The following is a 20,633-nucleotide window of genomic DNA, read 5'->3' on the forward strand; positions in this document are numbered from 1 at the left end:
GAAAAGGCGGCCCGAAGGCCGCTCCGCCATGCGGGCTTAGCGAATCCGCTTCCAGATTCGAAGCCAGTCGCCGGTGACGATCAGTGTCGCGACCGTGGCGAACAGAAACGCCTTCGCAAGGGTCGCCACCACTCGATCGGCGGACATGCGGGAGATGTCCCAGCCCATCCCCCCGAACTGCGCGGTCTGGTAGATCCACAGGAGGGCGGGGATGGCGGCCAGAAGCAGCCCCGTGAACACGGCCAGTCTTCGCGCGATCTTCAATGGACTCTCCATGGTCGGGAGGACGGCCCTGGAGGCCGCCCTTCACCGATGACGATCAGCCCGGCCGGGTCATCGCGGCGGGGTCGACGATGCGGTCGTAGTCCTCGCCGGTGACGAGGCCGGTGCGCAGGGCCTCCTCGCGCAGGGTCGTGCCGTTCTTGTGGGCGGTCTTGGCGATGGTCGCGGCGTTGTCGTAGCCGATGGTGGGGGCCAGCGCCGTCACCAGCATCAGCGACTGCTGCATCAGGTCCTTGATGCGGTCCTCATTGGCCTTGATGCCGTCCACGCAATGCTCGCGGAAGGAATCCATGCCGTCGCCCAGCAGCCGGATGGAGGAGAGGACGGCGTTGGCGATGACGGGCTTGAAGACGTTCAGCTCGAAATGCCCCTGGGAAGCGGCCACCGTCACCGTGGTCTCGTGGCCGAAGACCTCGGCGGCCACCATGGTCAGCGCCTCGCACTGCGTCGGGTTCACCTTGCCGGGCATGATGGAGGAGCCGGGCTCGTTCTCCGGCAGGGACAATTCGCCCAGCCCCGAGCGCGGGCCGGAACCGAGGAAGCGGATGTCGTTGGCGATCTTGAACAGATCGGTCGCCAGCGCGTTCAGCGAGCCGTGGAAGAAGGCCAGTGCCCCGTGCGAGGCCAGCGCCTCGAACTTGTTTTCGGCGGTGCGGAAGGGCAGGCCGGTCAGGCGCGCAACCTCATCGGCGATCTTCACGTCGAAGCCCACCGGCGCGTTCAGCCCGGTGCCCACGGCCGTGCCGCCCTGCGCCAGCGCGTGGACGTCCTCCAGGGCCTGCTCGATGCGCCGCTTGCCGAGCTTGAGCGCCGCCGCATAGCCGGAGAACTCCTGCCCCAGCGTGATCGGGGTGGCGTCCTGCGTGTGGGTGCGGCCGATCTTGATGATGCCGTCGAATTCCCGCGCCTTGGCGTCGAGCGAGGCATGCAGCTTGTCGATGGCCGGCAGGACACGTTTGCCGGCCTCGATGGCGACCGCCACGTGGATGGCCGTCGGGAACACGTCGTTGGACGACTGCCCCATATTGACGTGGTCGTTCGGGTGGACCGGCTTCTTGGAGCCCATCTCGCCGCCCAGCATTTCGATGGCTCGGTTGGAGATCACCTCGTTGACGTTCATGTTCGTCTGGGTGCCCGAGCCGGTCTGGTAGACCACCAGCGGGAAATGATCGTCCAGCTTGCCCGAGATCACCTCGTCGGCCGCCTTCTCGATGGCCTCGGCAAGGCTCGCTTCCAGCTTGCCGTAATCGCGGTTGACGCGCGCGGCCGCCTTCTTGACGGTCGCCAGCGCATGGATGACGGCGATGGGCTGCTTGTCCGTGCCGATCTTGAAATTGTTCAGCGAGCGCTCGGTCTGTGCCCCCCAATAGCGATCCGCCGCCACCTCGATCGCGCCGATGGAATCGGTCTCGCGTCTCGTTGCACCCATGATGTCCTCTTCCCTCTCCATGGCGCGGCGCGCCGCAAATCCCGCTCCGCGCGTTATCACGAAGGGCGGGAGGGAGGAACCCTCAAGGCGCGCACGAAAAAGACCGCCCCCTTTCGGGAGCGGCCTCGTCATGAACCGTAGGTGCGTCCGGTCAGTGGCCGGTCTGGTCCTTCACGGCGTCCTTGACCTTGCCGTAGTTCTTCTGGGTCTTGCCCTCGACCTGGTCGATCTGGCCTTCGGCCTGGAGGCGCTCGTTGCCGACCGCCTTGCCGGCGGCTTCCTTGATGTTGCCGCCGATTTCCTTGGCGCCGCCCTTGATCTGGTTGCTGTCCACCATATCCGTTCTCCTCGAATATTCTCTCGGCGGCGATGGCCGTCGATATTGAAGGAAGAACGGGGCAGGCGCCCGGTCGGTTCCCGCCGATTGCGCCGGCCGGTTGCGGAGGGCGCATGGGGCGCACGAAAAAAGGGGCCCGGCGAACCGGACCCCTTCCCTGTTTTCCAGAGATGGACGGGACTTAGAAGTCCATGCCGCCCATGCCGCCCATGCCGCCGCCCGGCATGGCGGGCATGGAGCCGCCGTCCTTCTTGGGAGCCTCGGAGATCATCGCCTCGGTGGTGACGAGCAGGCCGGCGACCGAAGCCGCGTCCTGCAGGGCCGAGCGGACGACCTTGACCGGATCGACGATGCCGAACTGGATCATGTCGCCGTATTCGCTGGTCTGGGCGTTGTAGCCGAAGGTCGTGGACTCGTTCTCGAGGATCTTGCCCACCACGATGGAGCCTTCGCCGCCGGCATTGGTGACGATCTGGCGAAGCGGGGCCTGGAGCGCGCGGCGCACGATGGTGATGCCCGCTTCCTGGTCCTGGTTCTCGCCCTTGATCGTCAGCGCGTTGGAGGCGCGCAGCAGCGCCACGCCGCCGCCGGCCACGATGCCTTCTTCCACGGCCGCGCGGGTCGCGTTGAGGGCGTCGTCGACGCGGTCCTTCTTCTCCTTCACCTCGACCTCGGTCGCGCCGCCGACGCGGATGACCGCCACGCCGCCTGCGAGCTTGGCCAGGCGCTCCTGGAGCTTCTCGCGGTCGTAGTCCGAGGTGGTCTCCTCGATCTGCGCCTTGATCTGGCCGACACGGGCCTTGATGCCCTCGGACTCACCGTTGCCATCGACGATGGTGGTGTTTTCCTTGGTGATCGAGATCTTCTTGGCGCGGCCGAGCATGTCGAGCGAGACGTTCTCGAGCTTGATGCCGAGATCCTCGGAGATGACCTGACCGCCGGTGAGGATCGCGATGTCCTCAAGCATCGCCTTGCGGCGATCGCCGAAGCCCGGCGCCTTGACGGCGGCGATCTTCAGGCCGCCGCGCAGCTTGTTGACGACGAGCGTGGCCAGCGCCTCGCCCTCTACGTCCTCGGCGATGATGACGAGCGGCTTGCCCGACTGCACCACGGCCTCGAGGACCGGCAGCATCGCCTGGAGGTTGGAGAGCTTCTTCTCGTGCAGGAGGATGTAGGGGTCCTCCAGCTCGGCGACCATCTTCTCGGCATTGGTCACGAAGTACGGCGACAGGTAGCCACGGTCGAACTGCATGCCCTCGACGACCTCGAGCTCGGTCTCGGCGGTCTTGGCCTCCTCGACCGTGATGACGCCCTCGTTGCCGACCTTCTGCATCGCCGAGGCGATCATCTGGCCGATTTCCTTCTCGCCATTGGCCGAGATGGTGCCGACCTGCGCGACCTCGTCCGAGGTCTCGATCTTGCGGGCCGAGGACAGGAGCGTCTCGACGACCTTGGCGACGGCCGAATCGATGCCGCGCTTGACGTCCATCGGGTTCATGCCGGCGGCGACGGCCTTGCCGCCCTCGCGGACGATGGCCTGGGCCAGGACCGTCGCGGTGGTGGTGCCGTCACCGGCCTTGTCGTTGGTCTTCGAGGCCACTTCGCGCACCATCTGGGCGCCCATGTTCTCGAACTTGTCCTCCAGCTCGATCTCCTTGGCGACGGAAACGCCGTCCTTGGTGATGCGCGGAGCGCCGAACGACTTGTCGATCACGACGTTGCGGCCCTTGGGGCCGAGCGTGACCTTCACCGCATCGGCGAGAATGTCGACGCCGCGCAGCATGCGCTCGCGGGCATCACGACCGAACTTGACTTCTTTAGCAGCCATTTGTCTGTCTCCTCGGCGCCCCGCGGGGCGGTCGGCGCCGTTTCAAAAGGAAGGGAAGTTGCGAAGGCGCTGGCGTCAGCCGACGATCCCGAGGATGTCGGATTCCTTCATGATGAGCAGGTCCTCGCCGCCGAGCTTGATCTCGGTGCCGGACCACTTGCCGAAGAGGATGCGGTCGCCGGCCTTGACCTCGAGCGGGTTGACCTTGCCGGTCTCGTCACGCGCGCCGGCGCCGACGGCGACGATCTCGCCTTCCTGCGGCTTCTCCTTGGCGGTGTCGGGAATGATGATCCCGCCTGCCGTCTTGCTTTCCGACTCGACACGGCGCACGACGACGCGGTCGTGCAGGGGACGGAAGTTCACATTGGCCATCGAACAGAACCTTCGTTGTTGTCGCCGGGCTTCACGCCCGGCCAATCGATTGGCACTCCCCGAAGGCGAGTGCTAGCGAAGCGGAGATAAGGCTCGCGCAGGGTTCCTGTCAAGGTGCATCCGCCCGCCATTTCGCCGCCGGAGGTCCTTGCGCGCCCGGGCGACAAGTTTAGGGGCCCGCCGAAGCGGGCGTTAAGACATGGCCTCTATCCTTCCGGCCCACGATCTCGGCGTCTCGGGGTCTTGAGCCGGGATAGACGAATGAACCACCAGCGCCGCCGCAAGGGCCCTCGTTCCTTTCTGTCGGACAGACGCGGCAATTTCGCGGTCATCACCGCCCTGGCCGCCGTCCCGGTCATCTTCACGATCGGCGGGGCGCTGGACTTCAACATGTTCTACGCCAACCGGGTGCGCGTCCAGAACGCGGCCGACGCGGCGGCGCTGGCGGCGGCCAAGCAATTCAACACCGACCCCGACTCGGGCAGGCTGGAAAGCTTCGCGCGCGACTACTTCGCCGCCAATGCCGGCGAGCTGTTCCGCTCCAGCACCGAGCTGCATTACGAGGGCGTCTCGTTCAACGAGCACAATGTGCGCGAGCTGGCGATCAGCGTGGACTATTCCTACCGGCCGATGTTCCTGCCTCTCATGGCCGGCGTCTTCGAGGGGATGGGCGACAGCTTCTCCGAGGTCCGCAGCGTGATCGCCATCGGCAACACCACGCTGGAGGTGGCGCTGGTGCTGGACACGTCCGGCTCGATGAACGATTCGCCCTCCGGCGGCGGTAGCAGCAAGATCGAGACGCTGCGCGAGGTGGCCGAGACGGCCGTCGACAGCCTGCTCCAGAACAGCGGCGTTTCCGGCCTGGAGAAACCCTCGCAGGTCTCCATCGTGCCCTTCGCCGGCGCGGTGAATGTGGGGGCGGACCATCTGCGGGCCGCCTGGATGGACCCCAAGGGCCTCTCGCCGATCCACCACGAGAATCTCGACTGGGCCAGCTACAACTGGTCGTCGGACACGACGAAGACCGTCAACCAGATCTCGCGCAATCTCGGCACCACCGAGAAAGGCCCCTGGGTGCTCAAGTCGAACCCGGCCGTCCATCTGACGCGACAGTACATCTACGAGAACATGCGCGAGCAGTCCGTCTCGTTCGACTTCACCAGATGCCCGACGGCGATGACCGCCACCACCACGACGAGCAGCGTGACGTGCACCTGGACGAACCGCAATCCAGGCAGCTTCGCCATGACGGTCAGCCGGCAGACGGGCGCCTTCAGGAACTGCAACCTGGGCTCCGACCCGACCTGCCATCCGCCCTATACGCTGACGCCGACCGGCACCACGCCCCTGTTCCCCTTCGCCGGCTGCGTCGAGGCGCGTCCGGGCATCTACGCGCTGACCGACGACACGCCCACGGAAAGCAACCCATCGACGCTCTTCGTGCCCTATTTCGCGCCCGACGAGTACGACATCCACTCGCAGGTGTCCTTCGGCAACAACTGGCTGAACGACAGGGGGTGGGAGCGCAACAGCTACGTCAATTACGACACCAACCGGTGGGCCAACGGCGAGAACGTCGGCTGGCTTGCCCCCACGGGAATCTACGCCCTGCGCGACCACCGGGGCAGCCGCAGCGAGAATGACATGCGCAGCTCGCAACAGGACGTGCGCAAATATCTCATGCGGCCCACCAAGGTGCTCGGGCGCTCGAAGCCGGGCACCAACAATGCCGGCTCACCCTCCTATATCTGCGAATCGGCCCCCATCCTGCCGTTGACCGACAATGCGGCGGCCGCCATCGCTCATATCCGGTCGCTGGACGCGTCCGGCGCCACCAATGTGGAGGAGGGCGTCGGCTGGGGCTGGCGCACTCTCTCGCCGAACGAGCCCTTCACCGGCGGGCGGGCGCGGGGCGAGGAGGACAACATCAAGGCCATCATCCTGATGACCGACGGCGCCAACACCTATTACGCCAACGATACGCTCAACAAGTCCGGCTACGGCGCCTACGGCTACGCCGCGCAGGGGCGCATCTTCGAGAACACCACCGTACCCTCCGGCACCTACACCAACGCGAACTTCTCGCGCGCCATGAACCAGCGCACGGCCCAGATCTGCGAGAATGCCCGCAATGACGGGCGCGTGCCCGTGACCAACGCGCGCGGCGAGCCGCGGATGGTGGACGGCAGGCAGGTGACGCGCGACGGCGTGATCATCTACACCATCGCCTTCGACATTCCGAGGAGCGATCAGGCGACGGTCTTCCCGCTCCTGAAAGGCTGCGCCTCCTCCTATCTGGACGATCAGCGCGCCGGTCGCGCGCGCGACCTGGAGCGGACCTATTTCTACGAGGCCTCCAGCAACGAGAAGCTGCGGCAGGCCTTCGCCGACATCGTCGCCTCCCTGTCGAGCCTTCGCATCGCGCGCTGAGCCGCCCTTGACCGACCGGAGCGCGCTGACTATCGCCTCGGGCCATGAAGCCAGCCGAGGGCGGCCACGGGCAGAAGGGGCAGGCGATGGAACAGCCGGACACGGCGAGCGCGCTGGCGGCGATCGGGACGCTCGGCGAAATCGTGGGCAACTACGACGCGATCCTGTGCGATGTCTGGGGCGTCGTCCATGACGGGGTCGTCAAGTCGCCGGAAGCCGAGGCGGCGCTGATCGCGGCGCGGGGCAAGGGCCTGGAGGTCGTGCTCGTCACCAATTCGCCGCGCCTCTCAGCGGGCGTCCAGGCGCAGCTCGACGCGCTCGCCGTCTCGCGGCAGGCCTATGACCGCATCGTCACCTCGGGCGATGCGACGCGCGTCCTCATCCAGCAGGGCCCCCGGCGGCTCTTCCATATCGGTCCCGCCCGCGACGCGGACATTTTCGAGGGGCTCGACATCGAGCTGGTCGGGGAGGAGGAGGCGCAGGCCGTCGTCGCCACGGGGCTGACGGACGACGAGAGCGAAACGCCGGAGGATTACGCCGGCCTCCTCGCCCGTATGGCGGCGCGGGGGCTTCCCTTCGTCTGCGCCAACCCGGACATCGTGGTGCATCGGGGCGAGCGGCTGGTCTATTGCGCCGGCGCGCTGGGGCGCGGCTACGGCGAGGCCGGCGGCACGGTGCGCCTGGCCGGCAAGCCGCACCGGCCGATCTACGAGGTGGCGCTCGCCGGCCTGAAGCATCCGAACCCCCGCCTCCTGTGCATCGGCGACGGGCTCTTCACCGACGTGGCGGGCGCGGCCGCCATCGGCGCCGACGCGCTTTTCGTGCGCGAGGGCATTCATCGCGACGAGCTGCGCGCGGCGGACGGCGACGTCGCCGCGCTGGCGGCGGAGCTGGCCGGGCGCGGCGTCGCCGCGCGCTACGTGATCCCGCAGCTCGTATGAGCCCTGCGCGCTTCACGCGTATCTTCGGCGAGAGCGCCCTGCCGGCGCATCTGCGCGGCGGGGTGGTGGCCATCGGCAATTTCGACGGCGTGCATCGCGGGCACCAGGCGGTGCTGGCCAGCGCCGGCCGCATCGCGCGCGAGCGGGGCCTGCCGCTTCTGGCGCTCACCTTCGAGCCGCATCCGCGCACGCTGTTCCAGCCGGGCCGGCCGGTGCCCCGCCTGACGCCCGCGCCGCTCAAGGCGCGGCTGCTCCGCGCGCTCGGCTTCTCGGCGGTGGTGGAGCAGGACTTCACCCGCGATTTCGCGGCGCTGACCGCCGCCGAGTTCGTCTCGGCCGTCCTCGTGCGGCGGCTCGGCGCGGCGCATGTGGTGGCCGGCTTCGACTTCGGCTTCGGCGCGCGGCGCGGCGGCGATCCGGCCTATCTGCGTGCGGCGGGCGAGGCCGAGGGCTTCGGTGTCACCATCATCGAGGCCCATGGCGACGAGGGCGGCGTCGTCTCCTCCAGCCGCATCCGCGAGGATCTGGCGGCCGGCGACGTGGCGGGCGCGGCCGGGCTGCTCGGCTGGCGCTGGACGGTGGAGGGCGAGATCGGCCATGGGCGAAAGCTCGGGCGCACGCTCGGCTATCCCACCGCCAACATGGCGCTGCCGTTCCCCGCGCTTCTCCAGCACGGCATCTACGCGGTGCGCCTTCGCCGCGCCGGCGGCGCGCTGCACGGGGGCGTGGCCAGCTACGGGCGCCGCCCGACCTTCGACGACGGGGCGCCTCTGTTCGAGACCTTCCTCTTCGACTTTTCGGGCGATCTCTACGGCGAGACCGTTTCGGTCTCCATCTTCCGGCGCCTGCGCGGCGAGGAGAAGTTTGCCGATGTCGCCGCGCTCGTCGCGCGGATGGACGAGGACGCGGCAGAGGGCCGCGCCCTCCTGGCCGCCGCCGAGCCGCTTTCGGATCTCGACCGCGCGATCGCCTTCTAAGAGAGCGTTTGAGAATTCGGCGGCGGAAAGGACCCGCAGGACCGACCCGCCCGAATTCTCAAACGCTCTCTAAAAGTCCTTGTGTGGCGGCGCGCGCGGTTGATAGAGAACCGCCATGCGCGACGGATCGTCTCTTTCTCTGCGCCTGACGGGGCGAATTAGCCGCCCGGCCTCGCCGGCGCGCTGAAGGCGCGCGGCGGTGGCCGGGATGCCGCCCCGCCCTGCGCCCGTTCGAGGCGCCTTTCCATGCCTGCCGCCCGAGCCGATCCCCGGCCGGCGGCCGAGACCCGAAAGACGCCATGACCGACAGCCAGACCGCGCCCGACTATTCCAAGACCCTGTTCCTGCCGCAGACCGAGTTTCCCATGCGGGCGGGCCTGCCCGAGGCCGAGCCGAAATGGGTGGAGCGCTGGGATGCGATGGACCTCTACGGCAAGCTGCGCGAGGCCGGAAAGGGGCGGCCGAAATACGTGCTGCACGACGGCCCGCCCTATGCCAACGGCAATCTCCATATCGGCCACGCGCTGAACAAGATCCTGAAGGACGTCATCACCCGCTCCTTCCAGATGCGTGGGCGCGACGCCAATTACGTGCCGGGCTGGGACTGCCACGGCCTGCCCATCGAATGGAAGATCGAGGAGCAGTACCGCGCCCGCGGCCGCGACAAGGACGAGGTGCCGGTCAACGAGTTCCGGCAGGAATGCCGCGATTTCGCCGCCCATTGGGTGGGCGAGCAGTCGCGCGAGTTCCGCCGCCTGGGGGTGGAGGGCGATTTCAAGAACCCGTATCTGACCATGGCCTTCGAGGCCGAGAGCGTCATCGCGGGCGAACTCCTGAAATTCGCCACCAGCGGCCAGCTCTATCGCGGCTCCAAGCCCATCATGTGGTCGGTGGTGGAGAAGACCGCGCTGGCCGAGGCCGAGGTCGAATATCACGACCATGAGAGCGATACGGTCTGGGTGAAGTTCCCGGTCCGGGGGGAGGGGGCGCTCTCCGGCGCCTCCATCGTCATCTGGACCACCACCCCCTGGACGATGCCCGGCAACCGCGCCATCGCCTATTCAGGCCGCGTGGCCTACGGCCTCTACGAGGTGACGGCGCCCGAGGATGCGGACAATCCGCGCTGGGCGCGGCAGGGTGAAAGGCTCGTCCTGGCCGATGCGCTGGCGGCCGATGTGTTCGCCAAGGCCCGCGTGCCCGAGGGTGGCTACCGGCGCGTGGCGGCGGTGGCGGCGGCCGATCTCTCTGGCCTCGCCTGCGACCATCCCCTGAAGGGCCTTGCCGGCGGCTACGAATTCGCCGTGCCCCTGCTCGAGGGCGACCATGTCACCGAGGAGGCCGGCACCGGCTTCGTCCACACCGCGCCCGGCCACGGACGCGAGGATTTCGACGTGTGGATGGCCATGCGGCGCGCGCTGGAGGCGCGCGGCATCGACCCCGCCATCCCCTTCACCGTGGACGACGACGGCTTCTACACCAGGGACGCGCCGGGCTTCGGGCCGGAAGCGCCGGGTGGGGCCGCGCGCGTCATCGACGACAAGGGCAGGAAGGGTGACGCCAACAAGCGCGTGATCGACGCGCTGGTGGAGCGCGGGATGCTGCTGGCGCGCGGCCGGCTGAAGCATTCCTACCCGCATAGCTGGCGCTCCAAGAAGCCGGTGATCTTCCGCAACACGCCGCAATGGTTCGTCCACATGGACAAGGACCTGGGCGGTTACGGCCTGGCCGAGACGAATCTGCGCGAGGGCGCCGACACCTTGCGCGGCCGCGCGCTCGCCGCCATCGACCAGACGCGCTTCGTGCCGGCCTCCGGGCAGAACCGCCTGCGCGGCATGATCGCCGAGCGGCCCGACTGGGTGCTTTCGCGCCAGCGCGCCTGGGGCGTGCCGATCTGTGTCTTCGTGGACGAGGACGGCGCGATCCTGAAGGACGAGGCCGTCAACGCGCGCATCACCGCCGCCTTCGCGGCCGAGGGCGCCGACGCCTGGTTCACCGACGGCGCCAAGGAGCGCTTCCTGGGCAACGAGCACGATCCGCGCAAGTGGACGCAGGTTCGCGACATCCTCGACGTCTGGTTCGATTCGGGCAGCACCCACGCCTTCTGCCTGGAACGGCGCCCCGACCTGAAATGGCCCGCCGACCTCTATCTGGAGGGCTCTGACCAGCATCGCGGCTGGTTCCATTCCTCGCTGCTGGAGGCCTGCGGCACGCGCGGCCGCGCACCCTACGACGCCGTCCTCACCCATGGCTTCGTCATGGACGAGGAGGGGCGCAAGATGTCGAAGTCCCTGGGCAACATCGTCACGCCGCAGGAGGTCATCAAGCAGTCGGGCGCCGACATCCTGCGCCTGTGGGTGGTCTCTTCCGACTATTCGGAGGATCTGCGCCTCGGCAAGACGATCCTCCAGACCAATGTCGACGCCTATCGCAAGCTGCGCAACACCATCCGCTGGATGCTCGGCACGCTGGCCCACGACACGGGGGAGGACGTGCCCCTTGCCGAGATGCCCGAGCTGGAGCGCCTGATGCTCCATCGCCTGGCCGAGATCGGCGAGGTGGTCGAGAAGGGCTATGACGGCTTCGACTTCAAGCGCATCGCAAGGACGCTGCTCGACTTTGCCGTGGTGGAGCTGTCGGCCTTCTATTTCGACATCCGCAAGGACGCGCTCTACTGCGACGCCCCGTCTTCCACACGCCGCAAGGCCGCCCTGCAGGTGGTGCGGCTGATCTTCGACAGGCTCGTCACCTGGATGGCCCCGCTCCTGCCCTTCACCACCGAGGAGGCATGGCTCTCGCGTCACCCGCAGGCGGTCTCGGTGCATCTGGAAGCGTTCCGCCCGGCGGGCGAGGGCTGGCGCGACGACGCGCTGGCCGCGCGCTGGGCCCAGCTCCGGCGCGTTCGCCGCGTCGTCATGGGCGCGCTGGAGGAGAAGCGCCGCGCCAAGGAGATCGGCTCCTCGCTGGAGGCCGCGCCCATCGTGCATATCGAGGACGAGGCCCTGCGCGCGCTGGTGTCCTCCACCGACTTTGCCGAGATCGCCATCACCAGCGCCCTTTCGGTCTCGGGCGAGGCGGCGCCGGAAGGCGCGTTCTCTCTTGCCGACACCCCGGGTGTCGCGGTGGCGTTCCGCCTCGCACAGGGGCGCAAATGCGCGCGCTCCTGGAAGATATCGGAGGAGGTGGGCTCCGACGCGGACTATCCCGACGTGACCCCGCGTGACGCGCAGGCGCTGCGCGAGCTGGCGGCGCTCGGCCGAATCTGAGCGCGCCGCCACGCAAGTCGTAAAGCAAACGTTGCGGGCCGCCCCGGCGGCTCGTATAAGTTGCCCGCAATTCGCCGGATTATCGCGCTAGCGGCGCGATGATCTCGACGCGGCGGGGTTTTCCGTCCGCCTTCGATGGGGGTTTCCCGATGGCCATCCAAGCCCGCCGGCTGTTCGCCGGCCTTCTTCTCGGCACCGGCGCGCTCGCCTTGGCCGGCTGCAACACGGGACCGACCTACGGCACCGGCGTTTCGCAGGCGGGGCAGCTTTTCAGCGATGTCGACGGGCTCTTCACCCTCGGCTCCACCAACCGGCAGGAAATCGCCTACGTGCCGCGCCCCGAACTGGTGCGCCCCGCCTCGATCGGCGCCCTGCCGCCGCCGCAGGCGCCGGTGAGCGCGCGAAACGACCCGAACTGGCCCCAGTCGCCCGAGGCCATCCGGGCGCAAAACCTTGCGGCAGGCGAGTCCACGCGCGGCGAGGCGACCCTGCCGGCGAACTACAATCCCTCGCTCGGCGGGCCGGCCTCGCAGGCGCCGCGTCGCGGCAGCGGCCTGAGCCGGGCCGAGCAGGACGGTAGCTGGCTGAGCCCGGAGGAACTGCGCGCCGGCGGGCAGCGCGCCACGCAGCAGCGGGCCGATAACCAGGGCAGCCCCACCCAGCGGCGCTATCTCTCCGAGCCGCCCGTGGACTACCGCCAGCCCTCGCAGACCGCGCCCGTGGGCGATCCCGGCCTCGACGAGGAGGTGAAGCAGCGCCGCCAGCAGGGCACGCAGTCCCTTGGCTCGCGCATCCGCCAGTCCCTGCCTTTCTAGGAAGGCTCCGGGCGCTGGCCCCTGCGCGCGGCGAAGAATTCCTTCAGGATCGCCGCGCTCTCGCTCTCCGCGATGGCGGAGTAGACCTCCGGCGCATGGTGGCAGGTCGGTTGGGTATAGAAGCGCGGGCCGTGTTCCACCGCGCCGCCCTTCTCGTCTCCAACGCCGAAATACAGGCGCCGCACCCGCGCGAACGAGATGGCCGCCGCGCACATGGCGCAGGGCTCCAGCGTCACGTAAAGGTCGAGTCCGGCCAGCCGTTCCTGCCCCAGCGCCTCGCAGGCCCTGCGGATCGCCACCATCTCCGCATGGGCCGTGGGGTCGTTCCGGGCGCGGGTCTCGTTGCCGGCGGCGGCCACGATCCGCTCGCCGTCGGCGATCACCGCGCCCACCGGCACTTCGCCGCGCGCGCCGGCGGCGCGGGCCTCGTCGAGTGCGGATTCCATGAAATTGATGCGCGTCACCGCGTGCTTTTCCCTCGTTCGGGCGATTTCGACCTGATAAAGACCGCGGCAAAAGAGGCATAGACGACGATGAACGACAAGACCGAGGGCGGCAAACGCGGCGGCGGACAGGGGCGGCCGGGCGGCGGGTTTCGCAAGGGCGGCAAGCCCGGCGGCTTCAAGCCGCGCGGCGCCTCGGCACAAACCCGTGGCGAAGGCCCCGCGCGCGAGGGCCGCCCCTTCGCCAAGGGCGGCGAGCGGCCCGCCGGCTCCAGGCCCTTCCGCCCTCGCGAAGATCGCCCGCAGCGTGAGGGCGAAGCCGAACGCCGTTTCGCGCCGCGCGGCGAGGGGCGCGGCGAGGAGCGCAAGCCGTTCCGGCCGCGCGAGGAACGCGGCGGTGAGCCGGCCGGGGAGCGCAAGCCCTTCCGCCCGCGTGAGCCCCGCCCGGAAGGCGAGCGCCGGGGCGACAAGCCCTTCGTGCCCCGCAGCCGCGGCATGGTCTCCCATGGCGGGCGCGACGCGGACGGGGCGGCAAAGCCCGCGCGCAGCCATGGCCGGCTTTCCCATGAGGGGCAGGGCGGCGAGCGCAAGCCGCGCAGCTTTTCCGACCGCCCGCGCGAGGACCGGCCCCGCCGCGAGGAGCGCGACGAGCGCCCGCGCCGCGCCGCGCCCGCCGAAGGCGGCGGTGTGGGCACCATGCGCATCGCCAAGCGCCTTGCACGCGCCGGCATCGCCTCGCGCCGCGATGCGGAAGGCATGATCGCCGACGGCCGCGTGAAGCTGAACGGCAAGATCCTGGACACTCCGGCGGTCGAGGTTTCGGCCTCGGACCGCATCGAGGTGGACGGCGCGCCGCTGCCGGCCATCGAGCGCACGCGCCTGTGGCTGTTCCACAAGCCGGCCGGCCTCGTGACAACCAACCGCGACCCGGAAGGGCGCCCCACCGTCTTCGACCGCCTGCCCGAGGAGATGCCGCGCGTCCTGACCGTCGGGCGTCTCGACATCAATACGGAGGGCCTCCTCCTCCTCACCAATGACGGGGGGCTTGCCCGCACGCTGGAACTGCCGGCCACCGGCTGGCTGCGCCGCTACCGCGTGCGCGCCCACGGCGAGGTCAGCCAGGAGCGGCTCGACGAGCTGCGCCAGGGCATTGCCATCGAGGGCGTGTTCTACGGCGCCATCGAGGCCTCGCTGGACCGCGAGCAGGGCTCCAATGTCTGGCTCACGCTCGGGCTTCGCGAGGGCAAGAACCGCGAGGTCAAGCGCGTGCTCGGCCATCTCGGGCTCGAGGTGAACCGCCTGATCCGCCTGTCCTTCGGCCCGTTCCAGCTCGGCGAGCTGGCCGAGGGCGCGGTGCAGGAGATCAAGGGGCGCACGCTGCGCGACCAGCTCGGCGAGCGCCTGATCGAGGAATCGGGCGCCGATTTCGACGCGCCCATCGTCAACACCTTCTCCAACAAGCCGGTGCAGGCCGAAACGCCGCCGCGCACCGAGAAGCCGGCCGCGCGCAGCGAATGGATCTCGGCCAGCGACGGCGGCCGGCCCAACCGCAAGAAGTTCGGCGAGAAGAAGCGCGACGACGCGCTGGGGCGGCTGGATACGCGCGCGCCGCGCGCCTTCGACAAGGGCGACAGGCCCGAGCGCGGCCCGCGCCCCGAGCGGGGCGAGCGCCCCTTCGGCGACCGCAAGCCCAGGAGCTTCGGCGACAAGCGCGAGGGCGGCGGCGACGCGGACGCGAAGCCGGCGCGCCGTCCTCCTTCCGCGCCCAAGCGCACCGCCAATGTCTGGATGGCGCCCGGCGCGCGCGCCGTGGGCGAGAAGAAGCAGGCCGAGCGCGAGGCTCGCGACCGCGATCGGACGGAGGGCCGCACCTCGCGCGGCCCCCGGCCCGCGCCGCGCGGCGGGCCGCGCTCGGACGGGGACCGGCCGCGCGGGCGGCCGAAGGGCTGATCCGTGCTGCGTGTCGTTGCCGGCGAGTTTCGCGGCCGGGCGCTCGCCGGTCCGCAGGGCGCTTCCATCCGCCCGACCTCCGAGCGTCATCGCGGCAGCCTCTTCGACATTCTCCAGCACGGTCTGGGCGTGTCGTTCGAAGGCATCCGCGCGCTCGACCTCTTCGCCGGCACCGGGGCGCTGGGCATCGAGGCCCTGTCGCGCGGCGCGCGCTTCTGCCTCTTCGTGGAGGACGGCGTGGAAGGGCGCGGCCTGATCCGGCGCAATGTCGAGGCGCTGGGCCTTCAGGGCCGCACCAAGGTCTTCCGCCGGGACGCGACGAAGCTCGGCCCGGCCGGCACCGTGGAGCCCTTCGATCTTCTCCTAGCCGATCCGCCCTATGGCAAGCGCCTCGGCGAGGGCGCGCTCCTCGCCGCGCTGGAGGGCGGCTGGCTGAAGCCCGGAGCGCTCTGCGTGGTGGAGGAGGGCCGGGACGCGCCCTTCGATACGCCCGCCGGCTTCGTGCTGGAGGACGAGCGGACGATGGGCGAGACGGCGCTGCGTTTCCTGCGCCCCGCCGCCTGAGCGCCCTTACAAAAACGTAAATTGCGTGCCTGTTGGCGCCCGTCCTATCTCCTCGGCCGGGGTGCGTGCCCGCCCCGGCGCATGAAATCCGAGAGGAAACCGAGCCATATGATTCGCTCCGCCCGCCTCACCGGCGTCAGCCTCCTCGCCCTCACGCTGGCCGCCGCCGCTCCCGCCTTCGCGAAGGGGCCTGCCTCGGGCGGGGAGGCGGTGTCCTCGCCGGCGGAGGAGGCGGCGCGCAAGGCCGAGGCGCTGCGGCCCGAGATCGAGAGCTTCACGCTCGACAACGGCCTGGAGGTGGTGGTCATCCCGGACCGGCGCGCGCCGGTGGTCACGCAGATGATCTGGTACAAGGTGGGCTCCGCGGACGAGGCGCCCGGCAAGTCCGGCATCGCCCATTTCCTCGAGCATCTGATGTTCAAGGGAACGCAGACCTATACGGAAGGCGAGTTCTCCGCCGCCATCGCCGATATCGGCGGCGACGAGAACGCCTTCACCTCCTATGATTACACGGCCTATTTCCAGCAGGTGCCCGTCGAGGCGCTGGAGGAGATGATGACCTTCGAGGCCGACCGGATGAGCAATCTCATCCTGTCGGAGGAGGCGGTGAACCCGGAGCGCGACGTCATTCTGGAAGAGCGCCGGATGCGGGTGGAAAACGACCCCGCCTCGCAGCTCTCCGAGGCCATGCAGGCCACGCTCTTCACCAACAGCCCCTACGGCACGCCCGTTATCGGCTGGCAGAGCGAGATCGAAGGGCTGACGCGGGAGGACGCGATCGCCTTCTACGACCGTTATTATACGCCCTCGAACGCCGTCCTCATCGTGGCCGGCGACGTCGCCACGGATGAGGTCCGTGCGCTGGCGGAAAAGACCTACGGGCAGGTGGAGCAGCGGGCCGAGCCGGGCGAGCGCCTGCGCCCCGTGGAGCCGCCATCCATCACCCGCCGCACCGTGACGCTCACCGACGCGCGCGTCACCCAGCCCAATCTCCAGACCCGCTACGTGACGCCGTCCGAGCGCACGGCCGAGCCCGGCGAATCGGAGGCCCTCGACCTTCTGGCCGATATCCTCGGCGGTGGCACCACCAGCCGCCTCTATCGCGCGCTGGTGGTGGAGCAGGGGATCGCGGCGGGCGTGGGCGCCTACTACCAGGGCGACGCCCTGCTGGAGGGCCAGTTCATCACCTACGGAACGCCGCGCGGCGAGGCCGGGCTCGAGGCGGTGGAAGAGGGGATCGAGGCCGAGATCGCCCGCCTGGCCGCCGAGGGGGTGACGCAGGAGGAGGTGGACGCGGCCAAGAACCGCGTGCGCAACGCCCTGATCTACCAGCGCGACAGCCAGACCGCCCTCGCGCGCCGTTATGGCGCGGCGCTCACCACCGGGCGCACCATCGAGGACGTGGAAAGCTGGCCGGAGCGGATCCAGGCCGTGACGGTGGACGAGGTGAACGCGGCGGCCCGAACCTATCTGCGCCGCGAGCGCTCCGTCTCCGGCAACCTGCTGCCCGAGCCCGGCACGACGCCGCCCGCGCCGGAGGCGGCCGCACCCTCCGTGGCCGAGCCCGCGCTGCCCGGCGCCATCGACGGCTGACCCAACGCCTGAGGATTTGTTGACCTTGTTCCAGTTTCGCCAGACCTTCGCCGGCGCCGTGGCGCTTCTCGCAGCCGGTGCCGCGCCGGCCTTCGCCATCGACATCCAGGAGGTGACGAGCCCCGGCGGCATCAAGGCCTATCTCGTGGAGGACTACACCAACCCCCTCGTGGCCGTGCGCTTCGCCTTCAAGGGCGGCGGCGCGACGCAGGACGCCGAGGGCAGGGAGGGCACCGCCAACCTCCTGTCCGGCCTGCTCGACGAGGGGGCGGGCGAGATCGGGAGCGCCGAGTTCCAGGAGCGGCTGGACAATTTCGGCGTGAGCCTTTCCTTCTCGGCCAGTTACGACGCCTTCTCCGGCAATTTCCGCGCCATCGTGGAGCATGAGGACGAGGCGTTCGAGCTCCTGCGGCTCGCCGTCAACGAGCCGCGTTTCGACGAGGAGCCGGTGAACCGCATCCGCGGCCAGATAGCCACCGGCATCATCGCCAACCGCAACGATCCGGGCACGCTGGCCGGCGAGGCCTTCCGCAACGCCGTCTTCCCCGGCCATCCCTATGCACGGCCGGTGGAAGGCACGATCGACACGCTGAACGCGGTGACGGCGGACGATCTGCGCGCCTTCATGGAAAGCTCCTTCGGCCGCGACAACCTCTATATCGGCGTCGTGGGCGCCATCGACGCCGAGCGGCTGGGCCGGCGGCTCGACGAGGTGTTCGGCGCCCTGCCGCAGGAGGCGGCCGTGGCGGAGGTGCCGGAGATCGTGCCGGCGACGGGCGTGCGCGAGGCGGTGGAGCTGGCCGTGCCGCAGACGACGATCCAGCTCGCCGTGCCCGGCATCCGGCGCGACGACGAGGATTTCTTCGCCGCCTATCTGATGAACCACATTCTCGGCGGCGGCACCTTCACCTCGCGGCTCTTCCAGGAAATCCGCGAAAAGCGCGGGCTCGCCTACGGCGTCGGCTCCTACCTGTCGAACTACGACCATTCGGCGCTGCTGGCCGCCTCCACCGCGACGCGCGCGGACCGGGCGCAGGAGAGCATCGAGATCATCCGCGCCGAGATGGTCCGCATGGCCGAGGAGGGGCCGGGCCAGGAGGAGCTGGACAAGGCGAAGGCCTATGTGAAGGGCGCCTATGCCGTCCAGAACCTCTCCTCCTCGCTTTCCATCGCCTCCACGCTGGTCGGCATCCAGCTCGACGGCCTGGGCATCGGCTATATCGACGAGCGCGAGGCGCTGATCGACGCCGTGACGCTGGAGGACGTGCAGCGCATGGCCCGCGAGCTCCTGACCGTCGATCCGAGCATCGTGACGGTCGGCCCGTCCACGACCTGACCCGGCAAGGGCTTGCGGCGGGCGGCCCATCGGCTAAATCCTCGCTGCAACGCCAGTCGCGGAGCGGCATCATGTCGGTTCTGGAAGCACCCTCTGCGCTCGAGCGCCCGTTCGCCGCCGGCCCGCGCATCGGGCTCGCGCTCGGCGGCGGGGGCGCGCGCGGGCTCGCCCATATCCATGTCCTCGCTGCCTTCGACGATCTGGGCGTGAAGCCGCGATGCATCGCCGGCTCATCCATCGGCGCGCTGATCGGCGCGGCCTATGCGGGCGGCATGAGCGCGGCGGAGATCGAGGAGTATGTCGTCGATCACCTCGGCAAGCGCCGGCTCGTGCTCGGCCATCTGTGGCGCACGCGGGCGGCCTCCTTCGCCGATTTCCTGGCCGATGGCGGAATGCGCCTCGGCCAGCTCAACGCCGAGCGCGTGCTCACCGAGTTCCTTCCCATCGGAATGCCGAGGACGTTCGAGTCCCTTTCCCTGCCGCTCACCGTCACGGCCACGCGCTTTTACGGGGCGTGCGGCTGCGGCGTATCCAGCGGTGACCTCGTCAGCGCGCTCGCCGCCTCCATCGCGCTGCCCGCCGTCTTCCGCCCCGTGCGGCGGGACGGGCAGGTCCTGATCGACGGCGGTATCTGCAACCCCTTGCCCTACGATCTTCTCGCCGGCATGTGCGACCTGACCGTGGCGGTGGACGTGACAGGCCCGCCCGAGGCGCCCGAGGGGCCGGAGCCCATGCCCTCGCCGGTGGACACCATGCTCGGCTCCTCGCAGTTGATGATGCACTCCATCATCGAGACGAGGCGCGCCCACGCCCCGCCCGATCTCCTGATCCGGCCGCCCGTGTCCAACTACCGGGTGCTCGACTTCCTGCGCGTCGCTGTCATCCTGGCCGAGACCGCGCATGTGCGCGAAAGCGCCAAGCGCGACGTGGCCGCCCTTTGCGAGGCCGCCGCCCGCCGCTGATCCGCCGTGGCGCTTAGCGCGTGGCCACCTCTTCCAGAAAACGCATCAGCCCGCTCTCCACCCGCGTCAGCCCCGCGCGCGGGCGCCCCTTCAACAAGGAGGGCGACAGCCGCTCCTCCTCGAAGGCGGTGATAATCTCGGGATGCACGTAGGAGGAGCGCGCCACGGCGGGCGTGTTGCGCAGGAGTTCGGAGACCGCGCGCATGGCGGAAGCGACGGCCCGCTTGCGCCTGGAGGGTGTCCCGGCGCTCTCGCCCACCTCCTCGATGAGGAAGCGCAGCGCCTCGGCCGAGCCGTGGAAGGTGCGGAAATCCTTGGCCGAGATCTTCGCGTGGCCCGCCTCGTGCAGATAGTCGTTCAGGAGATTGGCCGTCAGCGCCTTCGGCTTGCCGCTCCGGGCCTTGAAGCGGAACAGCCGTTGGCCGGCCCCTTTTCGCGCCCGCGCCAGCGAATTGACCATGCGCTTGTCGCGGATGACCACCTTGTGCGCCTTCGAGGCCTTGCCTACGAAGTCGAGCGTCGCCGTGCGCCCGGTTATGCGAAGGTTGCGCTTGCCGAGCGAGGCGACGCCCAGCCCTCCGTCCTCGGCGTATTTCTCATGGCCGGGGCGCAGGGCGGTGAGGTCGATGAGCCGCGCGGCCGTGGCCGCCGCGCCCGCCCGGTCCAGCGCCGAGCGCTTCAGGTCGCGGTCTATGCGCTTGCGCAGCCGGGGCAGGGTGCGGCCGAAGCGCAGCAGCCGCTCGGTCTTCACAGCGTTGCGCACATTCACCCACAGGTCGTGGTAGCGATACTGAAGGCGCCCCTTCTCGTCGCGCCCGATGGCCTGGATGTGCCCGTTCTCCTCCACGCAGATGCGCACGTCGGTCCAGGCGGGCGGCAGAACAAGCGCCTTGACGCGGGCCTTCAGCCGCTTGTCGGTGATCGCCTCGCCGTCGGAGAGGCAGATGCGGTGGCCGCGCCCGCTCTTGCGGCGCTCGATGTCGAATACGCCCGGATCGACCATGACGAGGCCGTGGCGTCCGGCATGCGATTCCAAACGGGTGTGGCTCATCGGGGGCGGCATTCCATCGCGGGAGACGGCAACGGGCTTGCCGCCGCGCCGGTTCCCGCT

The 20,633-nt window shown here is 69.5% G+C and carries 17 protein-coding genes; 10 read left to right on the forward strand and 7 right to left on the reverse strand.

The features are described 5' to 3' along the window. Window positions 1-36: 36 nt before the first annotated feature. The 5 genes from J7654_RS08320 to groES form a co-directional block, all read right to left on the reverse strand. On the reverse strand, window positions 37-264 hold the full coding sequence (locus J7654_RS08320; protein ID WP_209739861.1) for a hypothetical protein: 228 nt from the start codon (window positions 262-264) through the stop codon (window positions 37-39). Window positions 265-319: 55 nt separating this feature from the next. After that, entirely contained in the window at window positions 320-1,711 is a 1,392-nt protein-coding gene (gene fumC, locus J7654_RS08325; protein WP_209739864.1) for a class II fumarate hydratase, read from the reverse strand. A gap of 151 nt (window positions 1,712-1,862) precedes the next feature. Beyond that, window positions 1,863-2,048: a CsbD family protein gene (locus tag J7654_RS08330; RefSeq protein ID WP_209739867.1), complete on the reverse strand. Its 186-nt coding sequence runs from the start codon at window positions 2,046-2,048 to the stop codon at window positions 1,863-1,865. 181 nt (window positions 2,049-2,229) lie between these two features. After that, the gene (groL, locus tag J7654_RS08335; RefSeq protein ID WP_209739870.1) at window positions 2,230-3,876 is read right to left on the reverse strand and encodes a chaperonin GroEL; all 1,647 of its coding nucleotides are present in this window, start codon (window positions 3,874-3,876) and stop codon (window positions 2,230-2,232) included. 75 nt (window positions 3,877-3,951) lie between these two features. Continuing rightward, entirely contained in the window at window positions 3,952-4,248 is a 297-nt protein-coding gene (gene groES, locus J7654_RS08340; RefSeq protein ID WP_019996686.1) for a co-chaperone GroES, read from the reverse strand. 261 nt (window positions 4,249-4,509) lie between these two features. Here groES and J7654_RS08345 point away from each other — a divergent pair, with 261 nt between their 5' ends. From J7654_RS08345 to J7654_RS08365, 5 genes are all read left to right on the forward strand, one after another. Further along, entirely contained in the window at window positions 4,510-6,678 is a 2,169-nt protein-coding gene (locus J7654_RS08345; RefSeq protein WP_209739874.1) for a TadE/TadG family type IV pilus assembly protein, read from the forward strand. An 86-nt stretch (window positions 6,679-6,764) separates the two neighbouring features. Continuing rightward, window positions 6,765-7,619, forward strand: coding sequence for a TIGR01459 family HAD-type hydrolase (locus J7654_RS08350; protein ID WP_209739876.1), 855 nt, complete (start codon window positions 6,765-6,767; stop codon window positions 7,617-7,619). After that, the gene (locus tag J7654_RS08355) at window positions 7,616-8,596 is read left to right on the forward strand and encodes a bifunctional riboflavin kinase/FAD synthetase (protein ID WP_209739879.1); all 981 of its coding nucleotides are present in this window, start codon (window positions 7,616-7,618) and stop codon (window positions 8,594-8,596) included. Before J7654_RS08350 ends, J7654_RS08355 begins: the two co-directional genes overlap by 4 nt. A gap of 299 nt (window positions 8,597-8,895) precedes the next feature. Beyond that, window positions 8,896-11,859 carry an isoleucine--tRNA ligase gene (gene ileS / locus J7654_RS08360; protein ID WP_209739882.1) on the forward strand — a complete coding sequence of 988 codons (2,964 nt, stop codon included), beginning with the start codon at window positions 8,896-8,898 and terminating at the stop codon, window positions 11,857-11,859. 149 nt (window positions 11,860-12,008) lie between these two features. After that, window positions 12,009-12,674: a hypothetical protein gene (locus J7654_RS08365; RefSeq protein ID WP_209739884.1), complete on the forward strand. Its 666-nt coding sequence runs from the start codon at window positions 12,009-12,011 to the stop codon at window positions 12,672-12,674. Here J7654_RS08365 and J7654_RS08370 read toward each other — a convergent pair. Beyond that, window positions 12,671-13,120, reverse strand: a complete 450-nt coding sequence (locus tag J7654_RS08370) for a nucleoside deaminase (protein WP_209740345.1) — start codon at window positions 13,118-13,120, stop codon at window positions 12,671-12,673. The two genes, J7654_RS08365 and J7654_RS08370, sit on opposite strands and share 4 nt — an antisense overlap. 87 nt (window positions 13,121-13,207) lie before the next feature. Between J7654_RS08370 and J7654_RS08375 the strand changes: the two genes are divergently transcribed. The 5 genes from J7654_RS08375 to J7654_RS08395 all read left to right on the forward strand — a co-directional run bounded on the left by J7654_RS08375 (window position 13,208) and on the right by J7654_RS08395 (window position 19,522). Next, a complete protein-coding gene (locus J7654_RS08375) occupies window positions 13,208-15,067 on the forward strand; it encodes a pseudouridine synthase (RefSeq protein ID WP_209739887.1) in 1,860 nt (619 codons plus the stop codon). Window positions 15,068-15,073: 6 nt separating this feature from the next. Then, window positions 15,074-15,631, forward strand: coding sequence for a 16S rRNA (guanine(966)-N(2))-methyltransferase RsmD (rsmD, locus tag J7654_RS08380; protein ID WP_209740348.1), 558 nt, complete (start codon window positions 15,074-15,076; stop codon window positions 15,629-15,631). 108 nt (window positions 15,632-15,739) lie between these two features. Continuing rightward, window positions 15,740-17,224: a M16 family metallopeptidase gene (locus J7654_RS08385; protein WP_209739889.1), complete on the forward strand. Its 1,485-nt coding sequence runs from the start codon at window positions 15,740-15,742 to the stop codon at window positions 17,222-17,224. 25 nt (window positions 17,225-17,249) lie between these two features. After that, window positions 17,250-18,560, forward strand: coding sequence for a M16 family metallopeptidase (locus J7654_RS08390; protein WP_245195722.1), 1,311 nt, complete (start codon window positions 17,250-17,252; stop codon window positions 18,558-18,560). 71 nt (window positions 18,561-18,631) lie between these two features. Continuing rightward, entirely contained in the window at window positions 18,632-19,522 is an 891-nt protein-coding gene (locus tag J7654_RS08395) for a patatin-like phospholipase family protein (protein WP_209739893.1), read from the forward strand. A gap of 13 nt (window positions 19,523-19,535) precedes the next feature. Here the strand turns inward: J7654_RS08395 and J7654_RS08400 are convergent, their stop codons facing one another. Next, entirely contained in the window at window positions 19,536-20,573 is a 1,038-nt protein-coding gene (locus J7654_RS08400) for a DNA topoisomerase IB (protein WP_209739896.1), read from the reverse strand. Between the last annotated feature and the right edge of the window lie 60 nt (window positions 20,574-20,633).

The organism is Aureimonas populi (assembly GCF_017815515.1).
Taxonomy (GTDB): domain Bacteria; phylum Pseudomonadota; class Alphaproteobacteria; order Rhizobiales; family Rhizobiaceae; genus Aureimonas; species Aureimonas populi.

Excerpts from the sequence above, each read along its gene's own strand:
- J7654_RS08370 (WP_209740345.1), bottom strand. The coding sequence starts at position 13,120 with ATGGAATCCGCACTCGACGAGGCCCGCGCCGCCGGCGCGCGCGGCGAA.
- J7654_RS08375 (WP_209739887.1), top strand. The coding sequence starts at position 13,208 with ATGAACGACAAGACCGAGGGCGGCAAACGCGGCGGCGGACAGGGGCGG.
- J7654_RS08395 (WP_209739893.1), top strand. The coding sequence starts at position 18,632 with ATGTCGGTTCTGGAAGCACCCTCTGCGCTCGAGCGCCCGTTCGCCGCC.
- groL (WP_209739870.1), bottom strand. The coding sequence starts at position 3,876 with ATGGCTGCTAAAGAAGTCAAGTTCGGTCGTGATGCCCGCGAGCGCATG.
- J7654_RS08345 (WP_209739874.1), top strand. The coding sequence starts at position 4,510 with ATGAACCACCAGCGCCGCCGCAAGGGCCCTCGTTCCTTTCTGTCGGAC.
- J7654_RS08400 (WP_209739896.1), bottom strand. The coding sequence starts at position 20,573 with ATGAGCCACACCCGTTTGGAATCGCATGCCGGACGCCACGGCCTCGTC.
- J7654_RS08385 (WP_209739889.1), top strand. The coding sequence starts at position 15,740 with ATGATTCGCTCCGCCCGCCTCACCGGCGTCAGCCTCCTCGCCCTCACG.
- J7654_RS08365 (WP_209739884.1), top strand. The coding sequence starts at position 12,009 with ATGGCCATCCAAGCCCGCCGGCTGTTCGCCGGCCTTCTTCTCGGCACC.
- ileS (WP_209739882.1), top strand. The coding sequence starts at position 8,896 with ATGACCGACAGCCAGACCGCGCCCGACTATTCCAAGACCCTGTTCCTG.
- groES (WP_019996686.1), bottom strand. The coding sequence starts at position 4,248 with ATGGCCAATGTGAACTTCCGTCCCCTGCACGACCGCGTCGTCGTGCGC.
- fumC (WP_209739864.1), bottom strand. The coding sequence starts at position 1,711 with ATGGGTGCAACGAGACGCGAGACCGATTCCATCGGCGCGATCGAGGTG.
- J7654_RS08330 (WP_209739867.1), bottom strand. The coding sequence starts at position 2,048 with ATGGTGGACAGCAACCAGATCAAGGGCGGCGCCAAGGAAATCGGCGGC.
- J7654_RS08355 (WP_209739879.1), top strand. The coding sequence starts at position 7,616 with ATGAGCCCTGCGCGCTTCACGCGTATCTTCGGCGAGAGCGCCCTGCCG.
- J7654_RS08350 (WP_209739876.1), top strand. The coding sequence starts at position 6,765 with ATGGAACAGCCGGACACGGCGAGCGCGCTGGCGGCGATCGGGACGCTC.